This window comes from Paucibacter sp. KCTC 42545 (assembly GCF_001477625.1).
In the GTDB taxonomy this organism is placed as follows: domain Bacteria; phylum Pseudomonadota; class Gammaproteobacteria; order Burkholderiales; family Burkholderiaceae_C; genus Paucibacter_A.
In genome coordinates, this window is record NZ_CP013692.1 from 3,099,881 (window position 1) to 3,119,745 (window position 19,865).

Sequence of the window (19,865 nt, forward strand, 5' to 3'; positions counted from 1 at the left end):
CCTGGGGCAACAGCCCTCTTGGGTGCCTCCAATATATGCGATCCGCAGTTCGCACAACAACGAAAGAAGCGCCAGACGAGTCGGCCAAATTGCAACAGCGCAGGTGCGCCGGGCCGGTGCTTGGCTCTGCACCGGCGCCTGACGCGAGCGCCCGCTTAAACCAGTGCCTCCATGACCGCCACAAAGCGTGCGCGGACTTCATCTTGCGCCGCCTGCCCAAAGGCCCCGCCGGGCTGCAGGCGCAAGTGGCCCGCCACATAGACTTCGCGCAAGACCTGGCCCTGGGAGGCAAACAGCAAGCCGTCCAGCAGCGACGCTGGGGGCAGACCGGCCAGGCCGCTGGCCGCCGTGTCCAGCACCAGAAAGTCGGCCCGTGCGCCGGGTAGCAAACCCCATTGCTTGAAGCCAGCCGGCGCAGCGCTGCCCTGGCGCGCGGCTTCAAACAAACGCGCCGCCGTGCTGGGCTGGCGGCCCGGCGCAGCCGCCACATTGCGCTGCTGCAGGCCCAGGCGCTGGCCATACTCCAGCCAGCGCAGCTCTTCCACCCAGTTACGGGTGACATGGCTGTCCGAACCAATGCTGATGGGCACCTCGGCCGCCAGCCAGCCCGGCAGATCGATCAAGCCGTCACCCAGATTGCCCTCGGTGCCGGGGCAGATCACCACGCTGGCGCCGCTGGCCGCCACTTGGGCGATTTCGTCTCGGGTGCTGTGGGTGGCATGCACCAGATGCCAGCGTGCATCGGGCTTGAATTGGCTGCACAACCACTGCATCGGCCGCTGGCCGGTGGCGGCCAGGCAATCGCGCACCTCCTGCTGTTGCTCGCTGATGTGGATGTGGATGGGGATGTCGGCCTCGCCCACCAGCGCCTGCAGCGCCTGAATATCGTCGGCATTGGCCGCGCGCAGCGAATGCAGGGCCACGCCGGCATTCAGCAAGGGCCGCCGTGCGGCATTGATGCGCTGGCTGGCAGCCCAGACCCAGGCGGCGTCGGTCTTGAAGCGGCGCTGGTCCTCGCGCAAGCCGGGCTGACCGAAGCCGGAGCGGGCGTACAGCACCGGCAGCAGGGTCAGGCCGATGCCGACTTCGGCGGCCGCATCGGCCAGGGCCCAGCTCATCGCCAATTCATCGGAGTAGGCGCGGCCATCCGGGGCGTGCTGCAGGTAGTGGAACTCGCACACCTGGGTGTAGCCGCCGGCCAGCAGCTCCTGGTAAAGCTGGGCCGCCACGGCGCGCAGTTGCGCGGGGCTGAGCTTGAGGGCCAGGCCGTACATGCGGTCGCGCCAGGACCAAAAATCATCATCCCCCGCCTCGCGCCGCTCGGCCAGGCCAGCAAAAGCGCGCTGGAAGGCATGGCTATGCGTGTCCACCAAGCTGGGCAGCACCGGGCCGCTCAGCCGCATCGCGTCCGCAGGCTGAGCCTGGCCGACACGAATGTCTTGCCAATGTCCATCGGCACCCACGCTGAGCAGCACATCAGCTTGCCAGCGCCCCTCCACCCAGGCCCAGGCGGCCCAATACAGCGCGGCGCTCATGCGGCGGGCTGCCAGGCCAACATGGCCTTCAGCAGGCCTTGCAGCAAGGGCTGAACCCGGGCCGCCAGGGCCGGGTCATAGCCATAGGGCGCCCACTCCTCCATATAGCAACGCTGGCACATTTCCAGCTGCACCGCATGCTGCTGGCGCGCGGGCTGGCCATAGTGGCGGGTGATGTAGCCACCTTTGAAGCGGCCGTTAACCACTTGCGTGTACTGCGTCTGTGCGCCTTGCACTTCGGCCAATGCCTGCTGCAAGCCCGCATCGCAAGCGGCGCCGTCCGCCGTGCCCAGATTCAGGTCGGGCAAGCGGCCCTCGAACAACCAGGGCAGCTCGGAGCGGATGCTGTGCGCGTCAAACAGCAGGGCATAGCCGTGGCGCGCCTTGATGTGATCCAGCTCGGCCTGCAAGGCTTGGTGGTAGGGCATCCAGTAAGTCTCGCGGCGGCGGCGCTTTTCCTTGGCGTCGGGCGCCATGCCATCGCGGTAAAGCGCTTCGCCGGTGAAAAATCGCGTCGGGCACAGCTCGGTATTGGACGCACCCGGATACATCGGCGTGTCCTCCGGCGGGCGGTTCAGGTCGATCAGATAGCGCGAAAAGCGCGGCACGATCAGGCTGGCACCCAGGGCCTGGGCGATCTCGCCGTAAAGCCGCTCCAGATGCCAGTCGGTGTCTTCGCTGTCCAGGGCGCGGGGCACATAACGCCGCTGCTGATCGGTGGGAATCTCGCTGCCCACATGGGGCATGCTGATCAAAAGTGGCGTGTTGCCCTGCGTTAACCGAAAAACCGCGCTGCTCATCAAAACGCCTCTCCGCGAAGTTGGCCGCCCTGCACCACTTGACGCAGCGGGTTACGGCCGAAAAAGTAAGCCAGTTCATTAGGATGCTGCACATCCCAAATACAAAAATCGGCGCGTTGCCCGGCCAGCAATTGGCCTCGGTCTGCCAGGCCCAGAGCCTTGGCCGCGTTCACCGTCACGCCGCGCAAAGCTTCTTCCGGCGTCAGGCGGAACAAGGTGCAGGCCATATTCAGCATCAGCAGCAGCGACAGCGTGGGCGAGGTGCCGGGGTTGTGGTCGGTGGAGATAGCGATGCTCACCCCCGCCTCGCGCAAAGCCTGCACCGGCGGCAGCTTGGTCTCGCGCAAAAAGTAGTAGGCGCCGGGCAGCAAGGTAGCCACGCAGCCACTGGCCGCCATGGCGGCAATGCCGGCGGGGCTGAGGTATTCCAGATGGTCGCAAGACAAGGCGCCGAACTCGCAGGCCAGTTGGGTGCCGCCCTGGTCGCTCAGCTGCTCGGCATGCAGCTTGACGGGCAGGCCCAGGCGCTGCGCCGCCTCGAACACCCGACGCGTCTGCGCGGGCGTGAAGCCTATGCCCTCGCAGAAGGCGTCCACCGCGTCGATCAGCCTTTCCGCATGCAGCTGCGCCATCCAATCGCACAGGGCGCTGACATAGTCATCCTGGCGGCCGGCAAACTCCGGCGGCAAGGCGTGCGCCGCCAGATAGCTGGTGCGCACCGTCACACCAAAATGCTCGCCCAGGCGCCGCGCCACGCGCAGGCTGGCGCGCTCCGCCGCCAGGCTCAGGCCGTAGCCGGACTTGATCTCGATGCTGGTAACGCCCTCGGCCAGCAAGTGGCGCAAGCGCCCGGCGGCGGCGTCGAACAACTCATCCTCGCTGGCGGCGCGGGTCGCAGACACGGTGGAGCGGATGCCACCACCGGCGCGGGCAATCTCTTCGTAGCTCGCCCCTTGCAGGCGCTGCTCGAATTCCTTGGCCCGCAGGCCGCCGTAAACCAGATGGGTGTGGCAATCGATCAGGCCGGGCGTGATCACCGCGCCAGCGAGGTCGTGGCTGGCCGTGATCTGGCCGCGCAAATCCGCAGGGACTTGATCCGCTTCGCCGACCCAGACGATGTGCTCGCCTTGGGTGATCAGCGCGCCTTGCTCAATCCAGCCCCAGGGTTGCTCTTCGGCCAGGGTGGCCATGGTGGCCAGTCCGGCGTTGGTCCATAACTTCATCATTCAGCGTCCTCATGCCAGCTCATCCACCAGGCCGAACCGTTGCCTTCAAAGGTGCAGGATTGTGGGCTCGGCGCCTCACACCAGGCCAGGCTCAAGGCGGCCAGCGGCATCGCACGGCCACCATGGCTCAGCACGCCGCCCGCGGCGGTAAACAGGCCGACCCATCGCGCGCTCACCGGCGCCAGAGCGGTGCCAGCCGGCTGCACCCGCAAGCGGCCCTTGCCGCGCCGGTGCATCAAATTGAAATCGCGCGTCACCCCGTCGATCAAGCTGCATTCGGGCGCCGCGGCGCCGTCGAACTGCAAAAGCGGCTCACCGGCCCGCAACTCGTGGCCGAACAAGCGCACGCCGGCGCCGTCCAGCACTGCGAACCAGCGGTCCACGCCTTCGAATTTGGAGAAGGGGCCGTCGGTCTCGATATCGGCCACGCTGATGCGCAGCAGCCAGTCGTTGCTATGCGGCCAGGCCAGCAGCTCGCGGGTGCGGCCACCGCCGTTGCGCCAGGCTTGGGGCGCCACATCGGCGGCGCTGATGATGCTCCAGCTCATGCTTGAAAACTCCCTTCCAAGATGTAAAGCGAGCCCGGGTGGGTCAGGCGCACCACGGTCACCGTCTGCCCACGGCTAAAAGTGCGGCGCTTGACTACCAGGCAGGGCTGATCCCTACTCAGTCGCAAGAGTTTGGCCTCCTCAGCCGTCGGCAGCAAGGCCTCGATGGAATAGCGCGCCTCGGACAGGGGCGCCACCTCCAGCAAATAGTTGGTGGGCGTGCTGAGGCTGAAGTCCAGGGTCAGATAGTCCGGCGCGCAAGCCGGGTTGACCCAGCGGTCTTCGCACTGAATTGGCAGGCCATCTTCCAGATGCACGATCACGCTGTGGAAGAGCTTGGCTCCCGTTTTGAGCCCGAACTCCTGCGCTTGCGCCGCCGTGGCCCGCACCTGTTCCAACAGATGCACTTGGGCCTCGTGGCGATGGCCGCGCTTGATGATTTCATCGTGCACATCGTGCACCGTCAGCGTGCTGGAGATGCGGTGCAGCTGGGCCACAAAGGTGCCCACGCCTTGCAAGCGCTCGACAAGACCTTCTTGGGTGAGTTCACGCAAAGCGCGATTGACGGTCATGCGGCTGACCTCGAACTGCACCACCAACTCGGCCTCCGAGGGCAGCAAATCCCCCGCCACCCAATGGCCGGAGGCGATGCGCTCGCGCAAATGGTTTTTCACCTTGAGGTATTGAGGCTCAGGTCGGCTGGACAAGCTGGTTTGGGTCATGTGCTGAATCGTACTTGACTATACTTGTATAGACAACTAGAGTTCGCCACATTCCTTCCGCCAACCCGCCCGGAGACTTTCATGTCCGCACAGCCCCGCACCGTTCGCGCCCCCACCGGCACCACCCTCAGCTGCAAGAACTGGCTGACCGAAGCCGCCTTCCGCATGATCCAGAACAATCTGGACCCGGTCGTGGCCGAGAACCCCGACGCCCTGGTGGTCTACGGCGGCATCGGCAAGGCCGCCCGCAACTGGGACTGTTTCGAAGCCATTCTTGAGTCGCTCAAGAAGCTGGAAGCCGACGAAACCCTGCTGGTGCAATCCGGCAAGCCGGTCGGCGTGTTCAAGACCCACACCGAAGCACCGCGGGTGCTGATCGCCAACTCCAACCTCGTGCCGCACTGGGCCAACTGGGAACACTTCAACGAGCTCGACCGCAAGGGCCTGATGATGTACGGCCAGATGACCGCCGGCAGCTGGATTTACATCGGCACCCAGGGCATCGTGCAGGGCACGTATGAAACCTTTGCAGAGGCCGGCCGCCAGCATTACGGCGGCTCGCTGCAAGGCAAGTGGGTGCTGACCGCCGGCCTGGGCGGCATGGGCGGCGCCCAGCCTCTGGCCGCCACTTTTGCCGGCGCTTGCTCGCTGAACATCGAGTGTCAGCAATCCCGCATCGACTTCCGCTTGAAGACCCGCTATGTGGACGAGCAAGCCACAGATCTGGACGACGCCCTGGCCCGCATTGCCAAGTACACCGCCGAGGGCAAGGCCATCTCCATCGCCCTGCTGGGCAATGCGGCTGAAGTGCTGCCCGAGCTCGTCAAGCGCGCCAAGGCCGGCACCGCCATCAAGCCCGATCTGGTCACCGACCAGACCAGCGCCCACGACCTGATCAACGGCTATCTGCCCGCCGGCTGGACCGTAGAGCAATGGAAGGCCGCCGCTGCCGATTCGTCACAACACGCCGAGCTGAAGTCCGCAGCAGCACGCGGCTGCGCCGTCCATGTGCAGGCCATGCTGGACTTCCAAGCCATGGGCATCCCGACCGTGGATTACGGCAACAACATCCGCCAGGTCGCGCTGGAGCAAGGCGTGAAGAACGCTTTTGACTTCCCCGGCTTTGTGCCCGCTTACGTGCGCCCGCAGTTCTGCGAAGGCCGTGGCCCCTTCCGCTGGGTGGCGCTGTCCGGCGACCCGGAAGACATCTACAAGACCGACGCCAAGATCAAGGAACTCTTCCCCCACCACGCCCATGTGCACCGCTGGCTGGACATGGCCCGCGAGCGCATTGCCTTCCAGGGCCTGCCGGCACGCATCTGCTGGCTGGGCTTGGGCGAACGCCACATCGCCGGCCTGGCCTTCAATGAGATGGTCAAGAACGGCGAACTGAAGGCTCCCATCGTCATCGGCCGCGACCATCTGGACAGCGGCTCGGTCGCCAGCCCCAACCGCGAAACCGAAAGCATGGCCGACGGCTCGGACGCTGTGTCCGACTGGCCGCTGCTCAACGCCTTGCTGAACACCGCAGGCGGCGCCACCTGGGTCTCGCTGCACCACGGCGGCGGCGTGGGCATGGGCTTCAGCCAGCACAGCGGCGTGGTCATCGTGGCCGATGGCACGGACGCCGCCGCCCAGCGGCTCTCGCGCGTGCTCTACAACGACCCCGGCACCGGCGTGATGCGCCATGCCGATGCTGGCTATGAAATCGCCAAGACCACGGCGCGTGAGCGCGGTCTGAACATGCCCATGCTGTGACCTGACCCCCTACTCGCTTCGCGAGCCCCCCGTCCATCCAGAGACATGGGGGCGAGCCCGCAGGCCCGGCAAAGCCGGATCCTCGGGCTCCACTTGAAAACACAAGAACTGAGACTGTCATGCCATCTATCGAAATCACCCCCGGCCACATCACCCTCGCTCAGCTGCGCGAGATCCGCCAAGGCGGCGTCACCCTGAGCTTGCACGCCAGCGCCACCGAGATCATCCGCCGCAGCGCGGCCGTGGTGCAGGCCGCCGCGGCGGGCGACGCCCCGGTCTATGGCGTCAACACCGGCTTCGGCAAGCTGGCCAGCACCCGCATCAGCAAGGAAGACCTGGCCACGCTGCAGTTCAATCTGATCCGCTCGCATTGCGTGGGCGTGGGCGCGCCGCTGCAGCCCGGCGTCGTGCGCCTGATGCTGGCCACCAAGGCGGCCTCGCTGGCACGCGGCCACTCTGGCGTGCGCGAAGCCGTGGTGCAAAGCCTGCTGGATGTATTCAACGCCGGCCTGGTGCCCTATGTGCCCGCACAAGGCTCGGTGGGCGCCTCGGGCGACCTGGCACCGCTCTCGCACATGACCCTGGCCTTGCTGGGCGAAGGTGAAATGTTGGTGGACGGCAAGCGCGTCCCCGCCCTGCCCGAACTGCAGAAGCACGGCATCGCCCCGCTGGTGCTGCAGGCCAAGGAAGGCCTGGCCCTGATCAACGGCACACAAACCTCCACCGCCCTGGCGCTGGAAGGGCTGCTGCGATTTGAGAGCCTGTACGCCTCGGCCATCGTCAGCGGCGCCCTGAGCCTGGACGCCGCGCGCGGCAGCGACGGCCCCTTTGACCCGCGCATCCACGCCGTGCGTGGCCAGCCCGGCCAAATCGAGGCGGCCGCCGCCTACCGCCAATTGCTGGTGGGCAGCGAGATCCGCCATTCGCATGAAATCGGCGACGACCGGGTGCAAGACCCCTACTGCCTGCGCTGCCAGCCGCAGGTGATGGGCGCTTGCCTGGATCAGTCCCGCTATGTGCGTGATGTGCTGCTGCGCGAAGCCAATGCCGTCACCGACAACCCGCTGGTCTTCGCCAATGAAGACGGCACGGCGCAAATGATTTCCGGCGGCAATTTCCACGCCGAACCGGTGGCCCTGGCCGCCGATGCGCTGGCCGTGGCCATCGCCGAGGTGGGCGCCATTGCCGAACGCCGCATCGCCATGCTGATCGACACCAGCGTCTCGCGCCTGCCGCCCTTCCTGACCGAGAACGCCGGCCTGAACTCGGGCTTCATGATCGCCCACGTCACCGCCGCCGCTTTGGCCAGCGAGAACAAGAGCCTGGCCCACCCGGCCAGCGTGGACAGCCTGCCCACCAGCGCCAATCAGGAAGACCATGTTTCCATGGCCACCTTCGGCGCCCGCCGCCTTGGCCCCATGCTGGACAACACCAGCCACATCATCGGCATCGAGCTGCTGGCCGCCGCGCAAGGCATCGAGTTCCTGCGCCCGCTCACCAGCTCCCAGCCGCTGGAGGAAGTGCACGCCCTGCTGCGCCAAAGCTGCCCACCCATGCCCAGCGACCACTACCTGGCGCCCGATATCGAAAACGCCTTCAAGCTGGTGAACGGCGGCCAACTGGCGCAACTGCTCACCCGCAGCACTGGCTTGGTGGTGCTGAGCTGACGACCCGCCAGGGTTGAAGCAGACCCTGGGCGCGACTGGGAACGCCCAGGGATGCCCAGGGACAGCAGCGCCAGCCCACCCGGGCAGGCTCTGCAAAACAGTAGCCATCTCTAGATTACAACTGGGTTTACACGCCAAGCCAGCACAAAACTGGGCGGCGCAGCACATGCGGGAGCATGTGCCAGCTTGAGATGGCTCAAAAATGAGACAGGGGATTCTTCCTGGCTGACGGCGGCCGGGGGCGCGTACCAGTCCGCGTCACAATCGATGCCAATCGAGGAAAGTGACCCCAATGAGATTTTTGATCGCAATCCTTGTTGCGACCGTTGCTGCCCTGTTCTGCCAACAGGCCCTGGCCCTGTCGGTGTTCTTCATCAACCCCGGCCGCTCTGACGAAGCCTACTGGGTCACCGCAGGCAATGCCGTGCGCGCTGCTGCCAAGCAGCTGGGCATTCAGCACGAACAGTTCTTTGCCGAGCGTGACCATTTGCGGGTACTGGAAATCGCCCACAGCCTCGCCGCCCGGCCCAAAGCGCAGCGCCCGGACTATGTCTTGCTCACCAATGACAAGCTGACCCTGGTCAGCGCCACCCGCATTCTGGAAAAAGCAGGCATCAAGTCCTTCGCTGCCTTCAGCGGCCTGCTGGACGAGGAGCGGGCCGAATTTGGCGAACCACGCGCCGGCCTGGGCAATCTGATCGGCTCGCTGGAGCCGCGCTCCAGCGATGCCGGCTACCTGACCGCAAAATCCCTGATCACCCAAGGCCGGCGCCTGGGCCTGGCTGGCAGTGACGGCAAATTGCACTTGCTCGCCCTGGCTGGCGACCGCTCCACCCCCACCTCCGTGCACCGCAATCTGGGCTTGCGCCGCGCCTTGGCCGAACACCCCGATGTGGTGCTGGATCAGCAGGTCTTCGGCGACTGGCGGCGCGACAAGGCGCTTGAGCAAGCCAGCTGGCTGCTGCGCCGCCACCCCCAGGCCAATCTATTCTGGTGCGCCAATGACCAAATGGCGTTTGGCGCCATGACGGCGCTGGAGCAGGCAGGTCGCAAGCCCGGGCGCCATGTGCTGGTGTCAGGCATCAACACCTCCGACGAAGCCATGCAGGCCGTCATCAGCGGCCGCTTGGCCGCCCTGGCAGGCGGGCACTTCATGGCCGGCGCCTGGGCCATGGTGATGATTTACGACTACGAGCATGGCCAGGACTTCGCCGCCGAGGGGCTGGAACTCAGCAAGCCCATGTTCGTTTTGTTCGACAAGGCCATGGCCGAGCGCTTTCTCAAGCGCTTCGGTGCTGGCCAAGTGCCGGTAGACTTCAAGGCCTATAGCAAGGCCTTGAATCCGACGCGCAAGCAGTACGACTTCGCTTTCGACCAATTGCTCAAATGAACGCCGAGCCCGCCGAGCCCACCAAAGTCGCCGCTTCTGCAGGGCCTGCGGTGGAAGCGTGGGCTGAGCAGGTGAAGGCCCCAATGGCTAGGCCCGCCAGCGACGGGCGGCCGATGCGTTCGCTAGCCGGCGATTTGACGCGCCGCATCTTCTTACTCTGTCTAGGCGCCACCTTGCTGGCTGGCGCAGTGCGCCTCGTCCAGGTTTACCGCCAGGAGCGCGCCAACTTTGACATGACCGTGGCGCAGGTCAGCCATTTGCACCTCAAATTGCTGGCCAAAAGCCTGTGGGATGTGGAGCCCGCTGCAGTCCAAGAGCTGTTGCAGCAGATTGCCAGCACGCCGCAGGTGCGGGCTGCGCGTGTGAATGTCAGTACGGGCGAGTTCTTTTTTGCGGGCCTGCCCCGGGCAGACAGTGAACAGCGCCGCCCGGGAGACGCCATATTCGAGATTCCGGGACCCGAAGGCAGCCGCCGCATCCTGGGCCAGCTGAATCTGGATTTCAACCAGAGCTATTTGCGCGAACAGTTGTTGGGGGTCCTGCTGCGGGTGGCTGGCGTGGGCCTGCTGCTTTCGCTTGGTTTCAGCGGCCTGACCCTGCTGATGTTGCGGCGTGAATTGCGCCAGCCCCTGCAGGATCTAGCCACATTTGCCGCCGGCCTGGCCCCGGACAAAACGCCGCCGCCCTTGCAGCTGGCGCGCTCAGCGCGCTCGCACCGGGACGAGCTGGACGTGGTGGTGGACGGTTTTCGCACCCTGCGCGTCGACATTGAAAGTTATGTCAAGGAGCGCGAACGCCACGCCGAACAGTTGGAGCTGGCGGTGGCCCGGCGCACCTCCGACTTGCAAGAAGTCACCCGCTATCTGGAGACCATGTCGCGCCACGCCAGCCGCTTCCTGAATCTGAGCGTGGATGAGTACCCCGCCATGATCAGCGCCACCCTGCGCGATATATCCGGCCACAGCAGCCATTGCAGCCTCGTCATTGCAGAGCAAGCCCAAGACCAGGCAACAGCCTGCTGCCGCTTCGCCTGGCTGGCGCCGCATGACAAGATCAGCGGCATGAGCCCGGGTGAGCCCCTGCTGGCCGGGCTGCTCGGTGAATTGCCAGCAGGCTGGAGCGTCTTGCGTTTTGAAAGCCCCGCGGCGTCCGAGCCCGAGCGCGCCCTGGCCATGCAGCAGCATGGCGTGCAGGCCATGGTGTTCTGCGCCTACCGAGGCGACAGCAGCACGCAAATCTTGCTAGCCCTGTCCTCCCAGCCCATGAAATGGATAGTGCGCGACGACCGCTTGGCCCGAATGACAGCGGACATGTTGTTCAACATCATGCGCCACTGGCAGGATCAGCTGGCCCTGCAGCGCCTGCATCAGGAATTGGAACAGCGCTCCAACACCGACTCGCTCACCGGTCTGGCCAATCGGCGCTGGTTCGATGAACTCAAGCTCGAGGAGACCCGCCGCGCGATGCGCAACGGCAGCGCGCTGGCCTTGATCAGCATCGATGTGGACTTTTTCAAAAGCTATAACGACAACTACGGCCACGCCCAGGGCGACCAATGCCTGCTGGCCGTCAGCCGCATGATTCAGCAGACCTTTAACCGCGCCGGCGAGTTGCCGGCCCGCGTGGGCGGCGAAGAATTCACCGTGCTGCTGCCCGAGGTGGACCTAGCCCAGGCCATGGCGCAAGCCGAGCGGCTGCGCCAATGCGTGTCCGATCTGGCCATCCCGCACAGTGGCTCACCGCTGCGCAAGGTCAGCATCAGCGCCGGCGTGTTCAGCATGCGCCCCGACCGCGCCATGCCGGGCGCCAGCGCCGAGCAGTTCATCGCCGCCGCCCTGGAAGCGGCAGACGCAGCCCTTTATCGCGCCAAGCGGGGCGGCCGGGACCGGGTGTCGGACTGAGCGCTAGGCAAGCCTGGCGCCCCAGTGCTGGCCGCGCCGAACAAGCTTGAGGCCTCAATACCGGCCTGTCGCTCCAGCCACACGCAAATAGACATAAGCCGCCCAAGCCACCAAGGCGCGGCGCAGAACACCGCGCAGACCGCCGCCTTGAGAATCCGGATCGACCTGACGCGAGAGCGCTGCGGCCGCATCAAATTGCGCCGCCACATCGCGTGCGAATTGGGCGTCACGCACGATCACATTGGCCTCCAGATTGAGCAGCAGCGAGAGCGGGTCAATATTGGAGCTGCCCACCGTGGCCCAGCACTCATCCACCACGCAGACCTTGGCGTGCAGATAGGCGGGGGTGTATTCGTAAATGGTGACGCCATAGCCCAGCAGCTCGGTGTAGAGCGCCTGTGCGGCCATGCCGGCAATGCGGTAGTCCAGCTTGCCCTGCAGAATCAGCCGCACCCGCACGCCGCGCTTGGCGGCACCACGCAGCGCCCGGCGAAAGGCCTGGCCGGGGTAGAAATAAGGCGTGATCAGGTCGACGCTTTGGCTGGCGCTGCGGATCGCGTCCACATAGGCGTGCTCGATGGTGCGGCGCTGGCGCAGGTTGTCACGCAGCACAAAGGCGGCACTTACCGGCGGCAGCTCTTGGGTCTGCTGTCCGGTGCGGCCGAACCTGGGCATGCGCAGGCGGCGCGCCAGGCGCCGCAGCCGCGCCACCGGTTCGGGGCTGCGCACCAGGGCCAAGAGCTCTTCGCCGAAGTCGCGCCCCAGCCAGGCACGCGACCAGACCGCCCGCGCCGCCTGCTCCACGGCTTGCACCAGTGGGCCGCGCAAGGCCACGGCAAAGTCCAGGCGCGGCTGCTCGGTGGCGCCGTGGTTGATGTCCATGCGGTCATCGATGATGTTGATGCCGCCGATGAAGGCGTGCTGGCCATCCACCACACAAAGCTTTTGGTGCAGGCGGCGCAGCTGACCGGGCTGCAGCCAGCTGTACCAACGATCGATCGGCCGAAACACCGCCAGCGCCACGCCGCTGCCTTCAAGCTGCGCCTGCAGCCAGGGCAGGCTGGCCCGCGAGCCAAAGCCGTCCACCACCAGGCGCACCCGCACGCCGCGCTGCGCCGCAGCGATCAAATCATCCAGCACGGCCTGGCCTGCGCTGTCGAAGTGAAAGATGTAGGTGGCCAGCCAGATTTCGTGCTGGGCCGCAGCAAGGGCTTGCGACTGGGCCGGGAACAACTCATCACCACCGCGCAGCAGGTGCAACTGGTTGCCGCCGACGAACTCCGCCCTGGGCAGGGGATGCCAGCTCAGCAAAGGGTCGGCTTCAGGCGGCACGCTCACCGCTCGCTCAGCTCCAGCTCAGCCAGCAGCGGCAAGTGATCCGACATGCGCGCCCAGGCCGGGCCCTTGGGAACTTGCAGGTTCACGCATTGCAGGCCGCGGGTGTAGATGCGGTCCAGCGAGAAAAACGGCAGGCGCGAGGGAAAGGTAGCCAAACGCGCGCGCCCGCCGGGCAGGCTGGCGCGGGCCAGGCCTTGCTCGCGCATGGGTACGTCCAGGCGCTCACCCCAGTCGTTGAAGTCGCCGGCCACCACCAGCAGCGCGTCGGGCGGCACATGCTTATGGATGAACTCGGCCAGGCGCTGCACCTGGCGCACCCGGCCGCTGTGCATCAGGCCCAAATGCGCCACCACCGTGTGCACCACCCTGCCCTCCCAGCTCACCGGCACATGCAGCAGGCCGCGTTGCTCGAAACGGTGGTCAGACACATCGTGGTGGCCCACATCTCCCAGCGGCCAGCGCGACAGCAAGGCATTGCCATGCTCGCCATGTTTGGTGAAGGCATTGGTGCGGTAGGCCACCTGATAACCATCGGGCGCCAGAAACTCGGCCTGCCCCTGCTCGGGCCAGCCAAACCAGGTGTGCTGAAACTGCTGAGCTTCGCGGTGATGGAAGTGCCGCACCTCTTGCAGGAACACCAGGTCGGCCTTCAGGGCCGCAATGCCTTGGCCGAGGTTATGGATCTCCAGGCGCTTTTGCGGCCCCATGCCGCGCACGCCTTTGTGGATGTTGTAGGTGGCCACCCGCAAGGATGCCGGCTTGCCGGCTGCAGCCGTCGGCAGCTGAGTCAGTTTGCTGCTCATCGCTGCGCGGACTCCTGGGCCGGCACCGCCACAAAGCGCGGCAGCTGCAGAATCGCCTCGGCATTGGAGGGCGAGAAGCACAAATCCGCCGCCTCGCGCCAGGGCAGCCAGCGGTATTGCAAATGCTCACGCGGCGCCAGCTGCACCGGGCCGGCCTCGGGCACGGTCAGGCCGAACACATGCTCGACGTTGTGCGTGACGCCTGGTGCATAACGATGGCGCCAGACCGGGTAGATTTCGTAGTGATTGGCCAAGCCCCAGTCGCGCAAGGCGGCCCCGGGGGCATCGGCGGCCAGGCCGGTTTCCTCGCCCACTTCACGTGCGGCGGTCAGGCTCAGCGGCTCTTCAATGCAGTCTTTGGAGCCGGTCACGCTTTGCCAGAAGCCGGGCCGGTCGGCGCGCTCCAGCATCAGCACTTGCAGATCAGGCGTGTGTATCACCACCAGCACCGATTCGGGAATCTTGAAGCGGGGGCCGTTCTCGTCGAGGGCAGGAACAACTTTCATGCGTAAAGCATAGCGCCTGTTCAAGTCAATGCGCACGCCTGGGGGCATGCCCCTCGGCGGCACGGCTGCCCAGAGAAATTTTCAGCGGTAAGCTGTCAGTACTCACCACGGTCGCCGCCCCTTACGCATGAAGTTGTTGCCCCGCATCTTTGTCAGTGTGATTTTGCCCACCCTGGTCGTTGTTACGGCAACCCTGGGCCTGGGGCTGGCACTGCTGGAGCAGTCCATGCGGGATGAGTTTGATGAACGCGCCAATGCCACGCTGTCGCAGTACCTGGGCCATATCAACTTGGGCCTGGAGGACGGGCGCGATGTGCTGCGCATCGCCAGCCGTAGCCCGGCCATGCTCAGTGGCCAGCTGCCGATGCAAGTCGAGTCGCTGCGTCAATGGCAGGGTGCCAGCCAGCGCTTTGAGAGCTTTTACCTGCTCGACCGCGCCGGCAATTTGCATGGCCGCACCGAATTGGCCAGCCCCAACTTCGAACGTGAGGTGGCGCAAATACTGGCGCAGCCCCAGGGCAGTTTGACCGACCCCAATATCAACGCCGATTCGGGCGAGTTGCTGCTGCTGATCAACACCCCGCTCTTTGACGCCCACGGCAGCCCCCAAGGCCAGTTGGCCGCCAGCCTAAAGCTGGCCCCCATTTTGGCGATGACGGTGGGCAACACCATGGCGAGAGACACGCGCATGTTGGTGCTGGACCGCCAGCGGCGCTTGCTGGCCGGCGGCCTGGGTGAGGAAGGCCAGGCCTTGCTGCTGCCCACCGAAGCCAGTGCGCCGCAAACCACGGCCTTGCTGGCCGCGCTGGGCCCGGGTTCGCTGGCTACCCCCAAGGTGGCTCGCATCGATGTGGGCTCGCAAGTCTGGTACGCCTTGCAGATACGGGTGCCTGAGCTGGACTGGCAACTGATCTACGCCCAGCCGGAGGCCAGCTTGTTCGCCAGGGTCGCCACCCTCAAGCTCATCGGCTTGTTCGCTGTTCTGTCCTGCCTTTTGCTGGCCCTGGCCGGCGCAGCCCGCATCCACCGACTGGTGATGCGGCCGCTGCAGCAATTGATGCAAGCCCACCAAGCCCTGCAGGCCGGTGAGCGCCAGGCCCGTGCGCCGGTGAACGGGGATGCCGAGTTCAGTGACCTGGCCGCGTCCTTCAATCAGATGGCCCAGGCCCTGGATGCCACCGAGCAGCGCTTTCGCATGGTCTTCCAGGCCATCCCCCATCCCATCACCCTGCTGAGCCTCTCCAGCGGCAAATATGCCGATGTGAACCCAGCGTTCGAGCAGTTCGCCGGCATGACGCGCGAGCAGGCCCTGCGCAGCGGCCCGATGGACTTGAATCTCTTCAAAACGCGCGCCGATATGGAAGCGGAGTTGCGCGAGCTGCTCGACAAGCGGGAATTGCGCCATCAGAGCGCCCACCGCAGCAATGAACAAGGCGAAACCCGCTGGCTGCTCTACTCCTCGACCCTGTTCGAACAAGACGGCGAGACCCTGGTCCTGTCGGTGGCCACCGACATCACCGAACTCAAATTGGCGCAGGCCAAGCTGGAACAAAGCGAGCAGAGTTTCACCGCCCTGTTCGAATCCGCCCCCGTGCCCATGGCTCGCTCGCCGCTGACAGAGAACCTGGTGCTGACCTACTGGAATGAGGCCTGGTACCAATGCTACGGCTACCGGCCCGAGCAATGTGAAGGCCTCGGCGGCCATCGCTTTGATTTCTGGGTCGATCCGCAAGAGCGCAGCCAGTTCATCGATGACTTGGTGCGTTTCGAGATGGTGATTGGCCGCGAGGTCCAGCTGCGTCATGCCGATGGCTCCATCAGAGTCAGCGAAGTGTCGGGCCGCTACATCGACGTCAAGGGTGAACGCACAATTCTGACCAGCTATGTCGATGTCACCGAAGCCCGTCTGGCCGAACGCGCCTTGCGCGATAGCGAAGTGCGCTTTCGGCAGCTGTTTGAATCCGCGCCGGTGGCCATGCTGCATGCGGACGCTGAAGGCCATATCCTGGCAGTGAACCAGCAATGGACGGAGCTGATGGGCTATAGCGCCGTAGAGACGCCAAGTATCGAGGAGTGGTGGCGCATCGCCTACCCTGACCCGCATGTTCGCAAGCGCACGCGGCTGGGCTGGCTGACCCGCATCGAAGAGGCCCGGCTGAGCGGCGGCAAGATCGAGGCCGTCAAGATCCATCTCCACAACCGCGCCGGCGACTTGCTAACCACCATCGTCGGCGGCATGTGGGTGGGCGGCAATCTGCTGCTCAGCTATTTCGATGTGACCGAGACCGAGAAGGCCGAGGCCGCCGTGCAGCTCAGCCAACGCCAGCTGCTGGCCAATCTGGAGAACACCCCGGCCGTGGCGGTGCAGTGGTTTGATGAAGCGGGCCGCGTGCTGTACTGGAACCCCGCCTCGCAAGCGCTGTACGGCTACAGCTCTGCCGAGATGTTGGGCCACACCCTGGAAGGCACCCTGTGCGATGCGGCGGGCGCGGCGGCCGTGTTGAGAAACCTGCAGGCGATTGAGCGCAGCGGCCAGCCCTATGGCCCGATCGAGGCCCAAGTGCGGCGCCGCGACGGCACCTCGCTGTGGATTCTGGCCACCACCTTCGCCATGCCGCTGGAGGGTGAGCGCATGGGTTTTGTCAGCATGGATGTCGACATCACCCACCGCAAGCAAGTGGAGGCCCAGCTGAGCGAGCTCAACAGCCAGCTGGAGCAGCGCGTGCAGCAACGCACCCAGGAACTGGCCTCCCGCAATGGCGAGCTGGCCGAGGCACTGCGCCACCTGCAACTGGCGCAGGGGGAGTTGGTGCATGCCGAGAAGCTGGCCTCGCTGGGCCGCCTGGTGGCCGGCATCGCCCACGAATTGAACACGCCAATTGGCAACGCCTTGCTGATGGCCTCGACCCTGGTGGACCGGCAAAAGAACTTCGAGGCCAGCATGCAAAGCGGCCTGCGGCGCAGCGAGTTGCACGGATTTCTGGCCACCTTGCACGAAGCCGGCGCCATGCTGGAGGCCAGCCTGCACCGCGCCAGCGAGTTGATCAGCAGCTTCAAGCAAGTGGCGGTAGACCAGTCCAGCCATCAGCGGCGCGAGTTCGAGTTGCGTGCCGTGGTGCACGAAACCGCGCTGAGTCTCGGGCCCAGCCTGCGGCTCAGCGGCGTCACCCTGGACGAGCAAGTGCCGCCCGGCCTGCTGCTGGACAGCTACCCCGGCCCGCTGGTTCAAGTGCTGATGAACATCATCAACAACGCCGTGCTGCACGCTTTTTCGCCCCAGCAAGGCGGCACAGTGACGGTGCGCGCCCAGCGCCTGGGCGAGAGCCGCGTGCTGATTGAGTTGAGCGACGACGGCTGCGGCATGCCGCCCGAGGTGCTGGCTCGCATCTTCGACCCCTTCTTCACCACCAAGCTGGGCCAGGGCGGCTCAGGGCTGGGCCTACACATCGTCTACAACCTGGTGACCGGGCCGCTGGGCGGGCGCATCGAGCTCAGCAGCGAACTTGGGCGCGGCAGTACGGCCCGCATTGAGTTGCCTTTGCAAGCGCCGTATGAGATGGAATCAGGGCTCGCGCAAATTTGAATGACGCCGGCAACTGGCCGGCAGTGGACAGCAGTAGCCAGCGTTGACCTGACAGTTTGGCTGCCGCGCCGGCATCACCGCCCTGCCCGCATGCCGATCCATAGCGCCGAGGGACCGAGGCGCAGATTCAAGCAGAACAAAAAAAGGGCGCCTTGCGGCGCCCTTCTCGATTTTCAAGCAACTCAGGCTTAAGCAGCCGTCGTACCCACGGCGTTACGCAGGCGGATGTGCAACTCGCGCAGCTGCTTGTCGTCCACATTGCTGGGGGCGCCGGTCAGCAAGCATTGCGCGCGCTGGGTCTTGGGGAAGGCGATCACGTCGCGGATCGAATCGGCCTTGGTCATCATGGTGACGATGCGGTCCAGACCGAAGGCCAGGCCACCGTGCGGAGGCGCGCCGTATTGCAGGGCTTCGAGCAGGAAGCCAAACTTCTCTTGCGCGTCTTCGGCGCTGATGTTCAGCGCGGTGAAAACCTTGCTCTGCACCTCGGCCTTGTGGATACGCACCGAGCCACCGCCCAGCTCCCAGCCGTTCAGCACCATGTCGTAGGCCTTGGCGATGCAAGCACCGGGGTCCGTGGCCATCAGGTCTTCATGGCCGTCCTTGGGCGCCGTGAAGGGATGGTGCACGGCGTTCCAGCGGCCGCCTTCTTCGTCTTGCTCGAACATCGGGAAGTCCACCACCCACAGCGGTGCCCAGACGTCGTTGAACAAGCCATTGGCCTTGCCGAACTCGCTATGACCCACCTTCAGACGCAGCGCGCCGATGGCGTCGTTGACGACCTTGGCGCGGTCAGCGCCGAAGAACAGCAGATCGCCATCTTGCGCGCCAGTGCGGGCCAGGATGTCGGCCACAGCCTTGTCATGCAGGTTCTTGACGATGGGGCTTTGCAGGCCTTCGCGGCCCTTGGCCACTTCGTTGACCTTGATCCAGGCCAGGCCCTTGGCGCCGTAGATCTTGACGAACTCGGTGTAGCTGTCGATCTCGCCACGGCTCATCGCGGCGCCGCCGGGCACGCGCAGGGCGACCACGCGGCCACCCTTGGTGGTGGCGGGGGTGCTGAAGACCTTGAAGTCCACATCGCCCATCACATCGGTCAGCTCGGTGAACTGCAGCTTGACGCGCAGGTCAGGCTTGTCGGAGCCGTACAGATGCATGGCGTCCGCGTACTTCATGACGGGATAGTCGCCCAGCTCCACATTCAGCGCCTTGCGGAAGACGTGGCGGATCATGCCCTCGAACATGGAACGAATTTCTTCTTCGCCCAGGAAGGAGGTTTCGATATCGATCTGGGTGAATTCGGGCTGACGGTCAGCGCGCAGATCTTCGTCGCGGAAGCACTTGGTGATTTGATAGTAGCGGTCGAAACCGGCCACCATCAGCAGCTGCTTGAACAGCTGTGGGCTTTGCGGCAGCGCGAAGAACATGCCGTCATGCACGCGCGAAGGCACCAGATAGTCGCGTGCGCCTTCCGGTGTGCTCTTGGTCAGCATCGGAGTTTCGATGTCAACGAAACCATGCTCGTCCAGGAACTTGCGCACTTCCATCGCCACGCGGTAGCGCAGCATCAGGTTGTTTTGCATGTAAGGGCGGCGCAGGTCCAGCACGCGGTGGGTCAGACGAGTCGTTTCCGACAGGTTCTCGTCGTCCATCTGGAAAGGCGGCGTGACGCTGGCGTTGAGCACTTCGAGCTCATGGCACAGCACTTCAATCTTGCCGCTGCCGAGGTTGGCGTTTTCGGTGCCGGCCGGGCGGGCGCGCACCTTGCCGATGACCTTGACGCAGAACTCGTTGCGCACCTCTTCGGCCACCTTGAACATCTCGGCGCGATCCGGGTCGCAGACGATTTGCACCAGGCCTTCGCGGTCACGCAGGTCGATGAAGATGACGCCACCGTGGTCACGGCGACGATGCGCCCAGCCCATCAAAGTAACGGTTTGATCCAGCAGCTTTTCGCTGACCTGTCCGGCGTAGCAAGTTCTCATTTTTCTATCACTCCAGGGATTCGTTTGAAGGCCGCGCCGCAAGGTGGGCGCGACAAAAAATTGGTATTCAGGCGCTGACGAGCTGGCTTGAAAGCTCTCAGGG

14 protein-coding genes are annotated in these 19,865 nt (G+C 65.1%); 5 read left to right on the forward strand and 9 right to left on the reverse strand.

Going from position 1 to position 19,865, the window contains the following annotated elements:
- Positions 1–155: 155 nt before the first annotated feature.
- From hutF to hutC, 5 genes are read right to left on the reverse strand one after another with little or no spacing between them, the layout of a single operon-like run.
- Positions 156–1,535, reverse strand: a complete 1,380-nt coding sequence (gene hutF / locus AT984_RS13425; protein ID WP_058720518.1) for a formimidoylglutamate deiminase — start codon at positions 1,533–1,535, stop codon at positions 156–158.
- The gene (gene hutG, locus AT984_RS13430; RefSeq protein ID WP_058720519.1) at positions 1,532–2,335 is read right to left on the reverse strand and encodes an N-formylglutamate deformylase; all 804 of its coding nucleotides are present in this window, start codon (positions 2,333–2,335) and stop codon (positions 1,532–1,534) included. The genes hutF and hutG overlap by 4 nt, the downstream gene beginning before the upstream one ends.
- Entirely contained in the window at positions 2,335–3,561 is a 1,227-nt protein-coding gene (gene hutI / locus AT984_RS13435; protein WP_058720520.1) for an imidazolonepropionase, read from the reverse strand. Before hutI ends, hutG begins: the two co-directional genes overlap by 1 nt.
- A complete protein-coding gene (locus AT984_RS13440; protein ID WP_058720521.1) occupies positions 3,558–4,109 on the reverse strand; it encodes a HutD/Ves family protein in 552 nt (183 codons plus the stop codon). Before AT984_RS13440 ends, hutI begins: the two co-directional genes overlap by 4 nt.
- Entirely contained in the window at positions 4,106–4,831 is a 726-nt protein-coding gene (gene hutC / locus AT984_RS13445) for a histidine utilization repressor (protein ID WP_197418087.1), read from the reverse strand. The genes AT984_RS13440 and hutC overlap by 4 nt, the downstream gene beginning before the upstream one ends.
- An 81-nt stretch (positions 4,832–4,912) precedes the next feature.
- On the opposite strand from hutC, the gene hutU reads away from it, so the two are divergent.
- The 4 genes from hutU to AT984_RS13465 all read left to right on the forward strand — a co-directional run bounded on the left by hutU (position 4,913) and on the right by AT984_RS13465 (position 11,547).
- On the forward strand, positions 4,913–6,589 hold the full coding sequence (hutU, locus tag AT984_RS13450; RefSeq protein WP_058720522.1) for a urocanate hydratase: 1,677 nt from the start codon (positions 4,913–4,915) through the stop codon (positions 6,587–6,589).
- Between the two features lie 119 nt (positions 6,590–6,708).
- Positions 6,709–8,256 carry a histidine ammonia-lyase gene (gene hutH / locus AT984_RS13455; protein ID WP_058720523.1) on the forward strand — a complete coding sequence of 516 codons (1,548 nt, stop codon included), beginning with the start codon at positions 6,709–6,711 and terminating at the stop codon, positions 8,254–8,256.
- A 292-nt stretch (positions 8,257–8,548) separates the two neighbouring features.
- The gene (locus tag AT984_RS13460) at positions 8,549–9,646 is read left to right on the forward strand and encodes an ABC transporter substrate-binding protein (protein ID WP_156422029.1); all 1,098 of its coding nucleotides are present in this window, start codon (positions 8,549–8,551) and stop codon (positions 9,644–9,646) included.
- Positions 9,643–11,547: a GGDEF domain-containing protein gene (locus tag AT984_RS13465; protein WP_058720525.1), complete on the forward strand. Its 1,905-nt coding sequence runs from the start codon at positions 9,643–9,645 to the stop codon at positions 11,545–11,547. Before AT984_RS13460 ends, AT984_RS13465 begins: the two co-directional genes overlap by 4 nt.
- A 54-nt stretch (positions 11,548–11,601) precedes the next feature.
- Here AT984_RS13465 and clsB read toward each other — a convergent pair whose 3' ends face one another.
- Genes clsB through nudB form a run of 3 tightly spaced genes read right to left on the reverse strand, consistent with a single transcriptional unit; the run spans position 11,602 to position 14,194 of the window.
- Entirely contained in the window at positions 11,602–12,885 is a 1,284-nt protein-coding gene (clsB, locus tag AT984_RS13470; protein WP_058720526.1) for a cardiolipin synthase ClsB, read from the reverse strand.
- Positions 12,882–13,688 carry an endonuclease/exonuclease/phosphatase family protein gene (locus AT984_RS13475; protein WP_058720527.1) on the reverse strand — a complete coding sequence of 269 codons (807 nt, stop codon included), beginning with the start codon at positions 13,686–13,688 and terminating at the stop codon, positions 12,882–12,884. Before AT984_RS13475 ends, clsB begins: the two co-directional genes overlap by 4 nt.
- Positions 13,685–14,194 (reverse strand): dihydroneopterin triphosphate diphosphatase, encoded by a 510-nt coding sequence (gene nudB / locus AT984_RS13480; protein WP_058720528.1) that lies wholly within the window; start codon positions 14,192–14,194, stop codon positions 13,685–13,687. The genes AT984_RS13475 and nudB overlap by 4 nt, the downstream gene beginning before the upstream one ends.
- Before the next feature lie 127 nt (positions 14,195–14,321).
- Between nudB and AT984_RS13485 the strand changes: the two genes are divergently transcribed.
- Entirely contained in the window at positions 14,322–17,777 is a 3,456-nt protein-coding gene (locus AT984_RS13485) for a PAS domain S-box protein (RefSeq protein WP_058720529.1), read from the forward strand.
- A gap of 188 nt (positions 17,778–17,965) precedes the next feature.
- On the opposite strand, the gene aspS is transcribed toward AT984_RS13485, so the two are convergent.
- Positions 17,966–19,762: an aspartate--tRNA ligase gene (gene aspS / locus AT984_RS13490; protein WP_058720530.1), complete on the reverse strand. Its 1,797-nt coding sequence runs from the start codon at positions 19,760–19,762 to the stop codon at positions 17,966–17,968.
- Between the last annotated feature and the right edge of the window lie 103 nt (positions 19,763–19,865).

Coding starts and splice junctions, on each gene's coding strand:
- hutF (WP_058720518.1), bottom strand. CDS start 1,535: ATGAGCGCCGCGCTGTATTGGGCCGCCTGGGCCTGGGTGGAGGGGCGC.
- hutG (WP_058720519.1), bottom strand. CDS start 2,335: ATGAGCAGCGCGGTTTTTCGGTTAACGCAGGGCAACACGCCACTTTTG.
- hutI (WP_058720520.1), bottom strand. CDS start 3,561: ATGATGAAGTTATGGACCAACGCCGGACTGGCCACCATGGCCACCCTG.
- AT984_RS13440 (WP_058720521.1), bottom strand. CDS start 4,109: ATGAGCTGGAGCATCATCAGCGCCGCCGATGTGGCGCCCCAAGCCTGG.
- hutC (WP_197418087.1), bottom strand. CDS start 4,831: ATGACCCAAACCAGCTTGTCCAGCCGACCTGAGCCTCAATACCTCAAG.
- hutU (WP_058720522.1), top strand. CDS start 4,913: ATGTCCGCACAGCCCCGCACCGTTCGCGCCCCCACCGGCACCACCCTC.
- hutH (WP_058720523.1), top strand. CDS start 6,709: ATGCCATCTATCGAAATCACCCCCGGCCACATCACCCTCGCTCAGCTG.
- AT984_RS13460 (WP_156422029.1), top strand. CDS start 8,549: ATGAGATTTTTGATCGCAATCCTTGTTGCGACCGTTGCTGCCCTGTTC.
- AT984_RS13465 (WP_058720525.1), top strand. CDS start 9,643: ATGAACGCCGAGCCCGCCGAGCCCACCAAAGTCGCCGCTTCTGCAGGG.
- AT984_RS13475 (WP_058720527.1), bottom strand. CDS start 13,688: ATGAGCAGCAAACTGACTCAGCTGCCGACGGCTGCAGCCGGCAAGCCG.
- nudB (WP_058720528.1), bottom strand. CDS start 14,194: ATGAAAGTTGTTCCTGCCCTCGACGAGAACGGCCCCCGCTTCAAGATT.
- AT984_RS13485 (WP_058720529.1), top strand. CDS start 14,322: ATGAAGTTGTTGCCCCGCATCTTTGTCAGTGTGATTTTGCCCACCCTG.
- aspS (WP_058720530.1), bottom strand. CDS start 19,762: ATGAGAACTTGCTACGCCGGACAGGTCAGCGAAAAGCTGCTGGATCAA.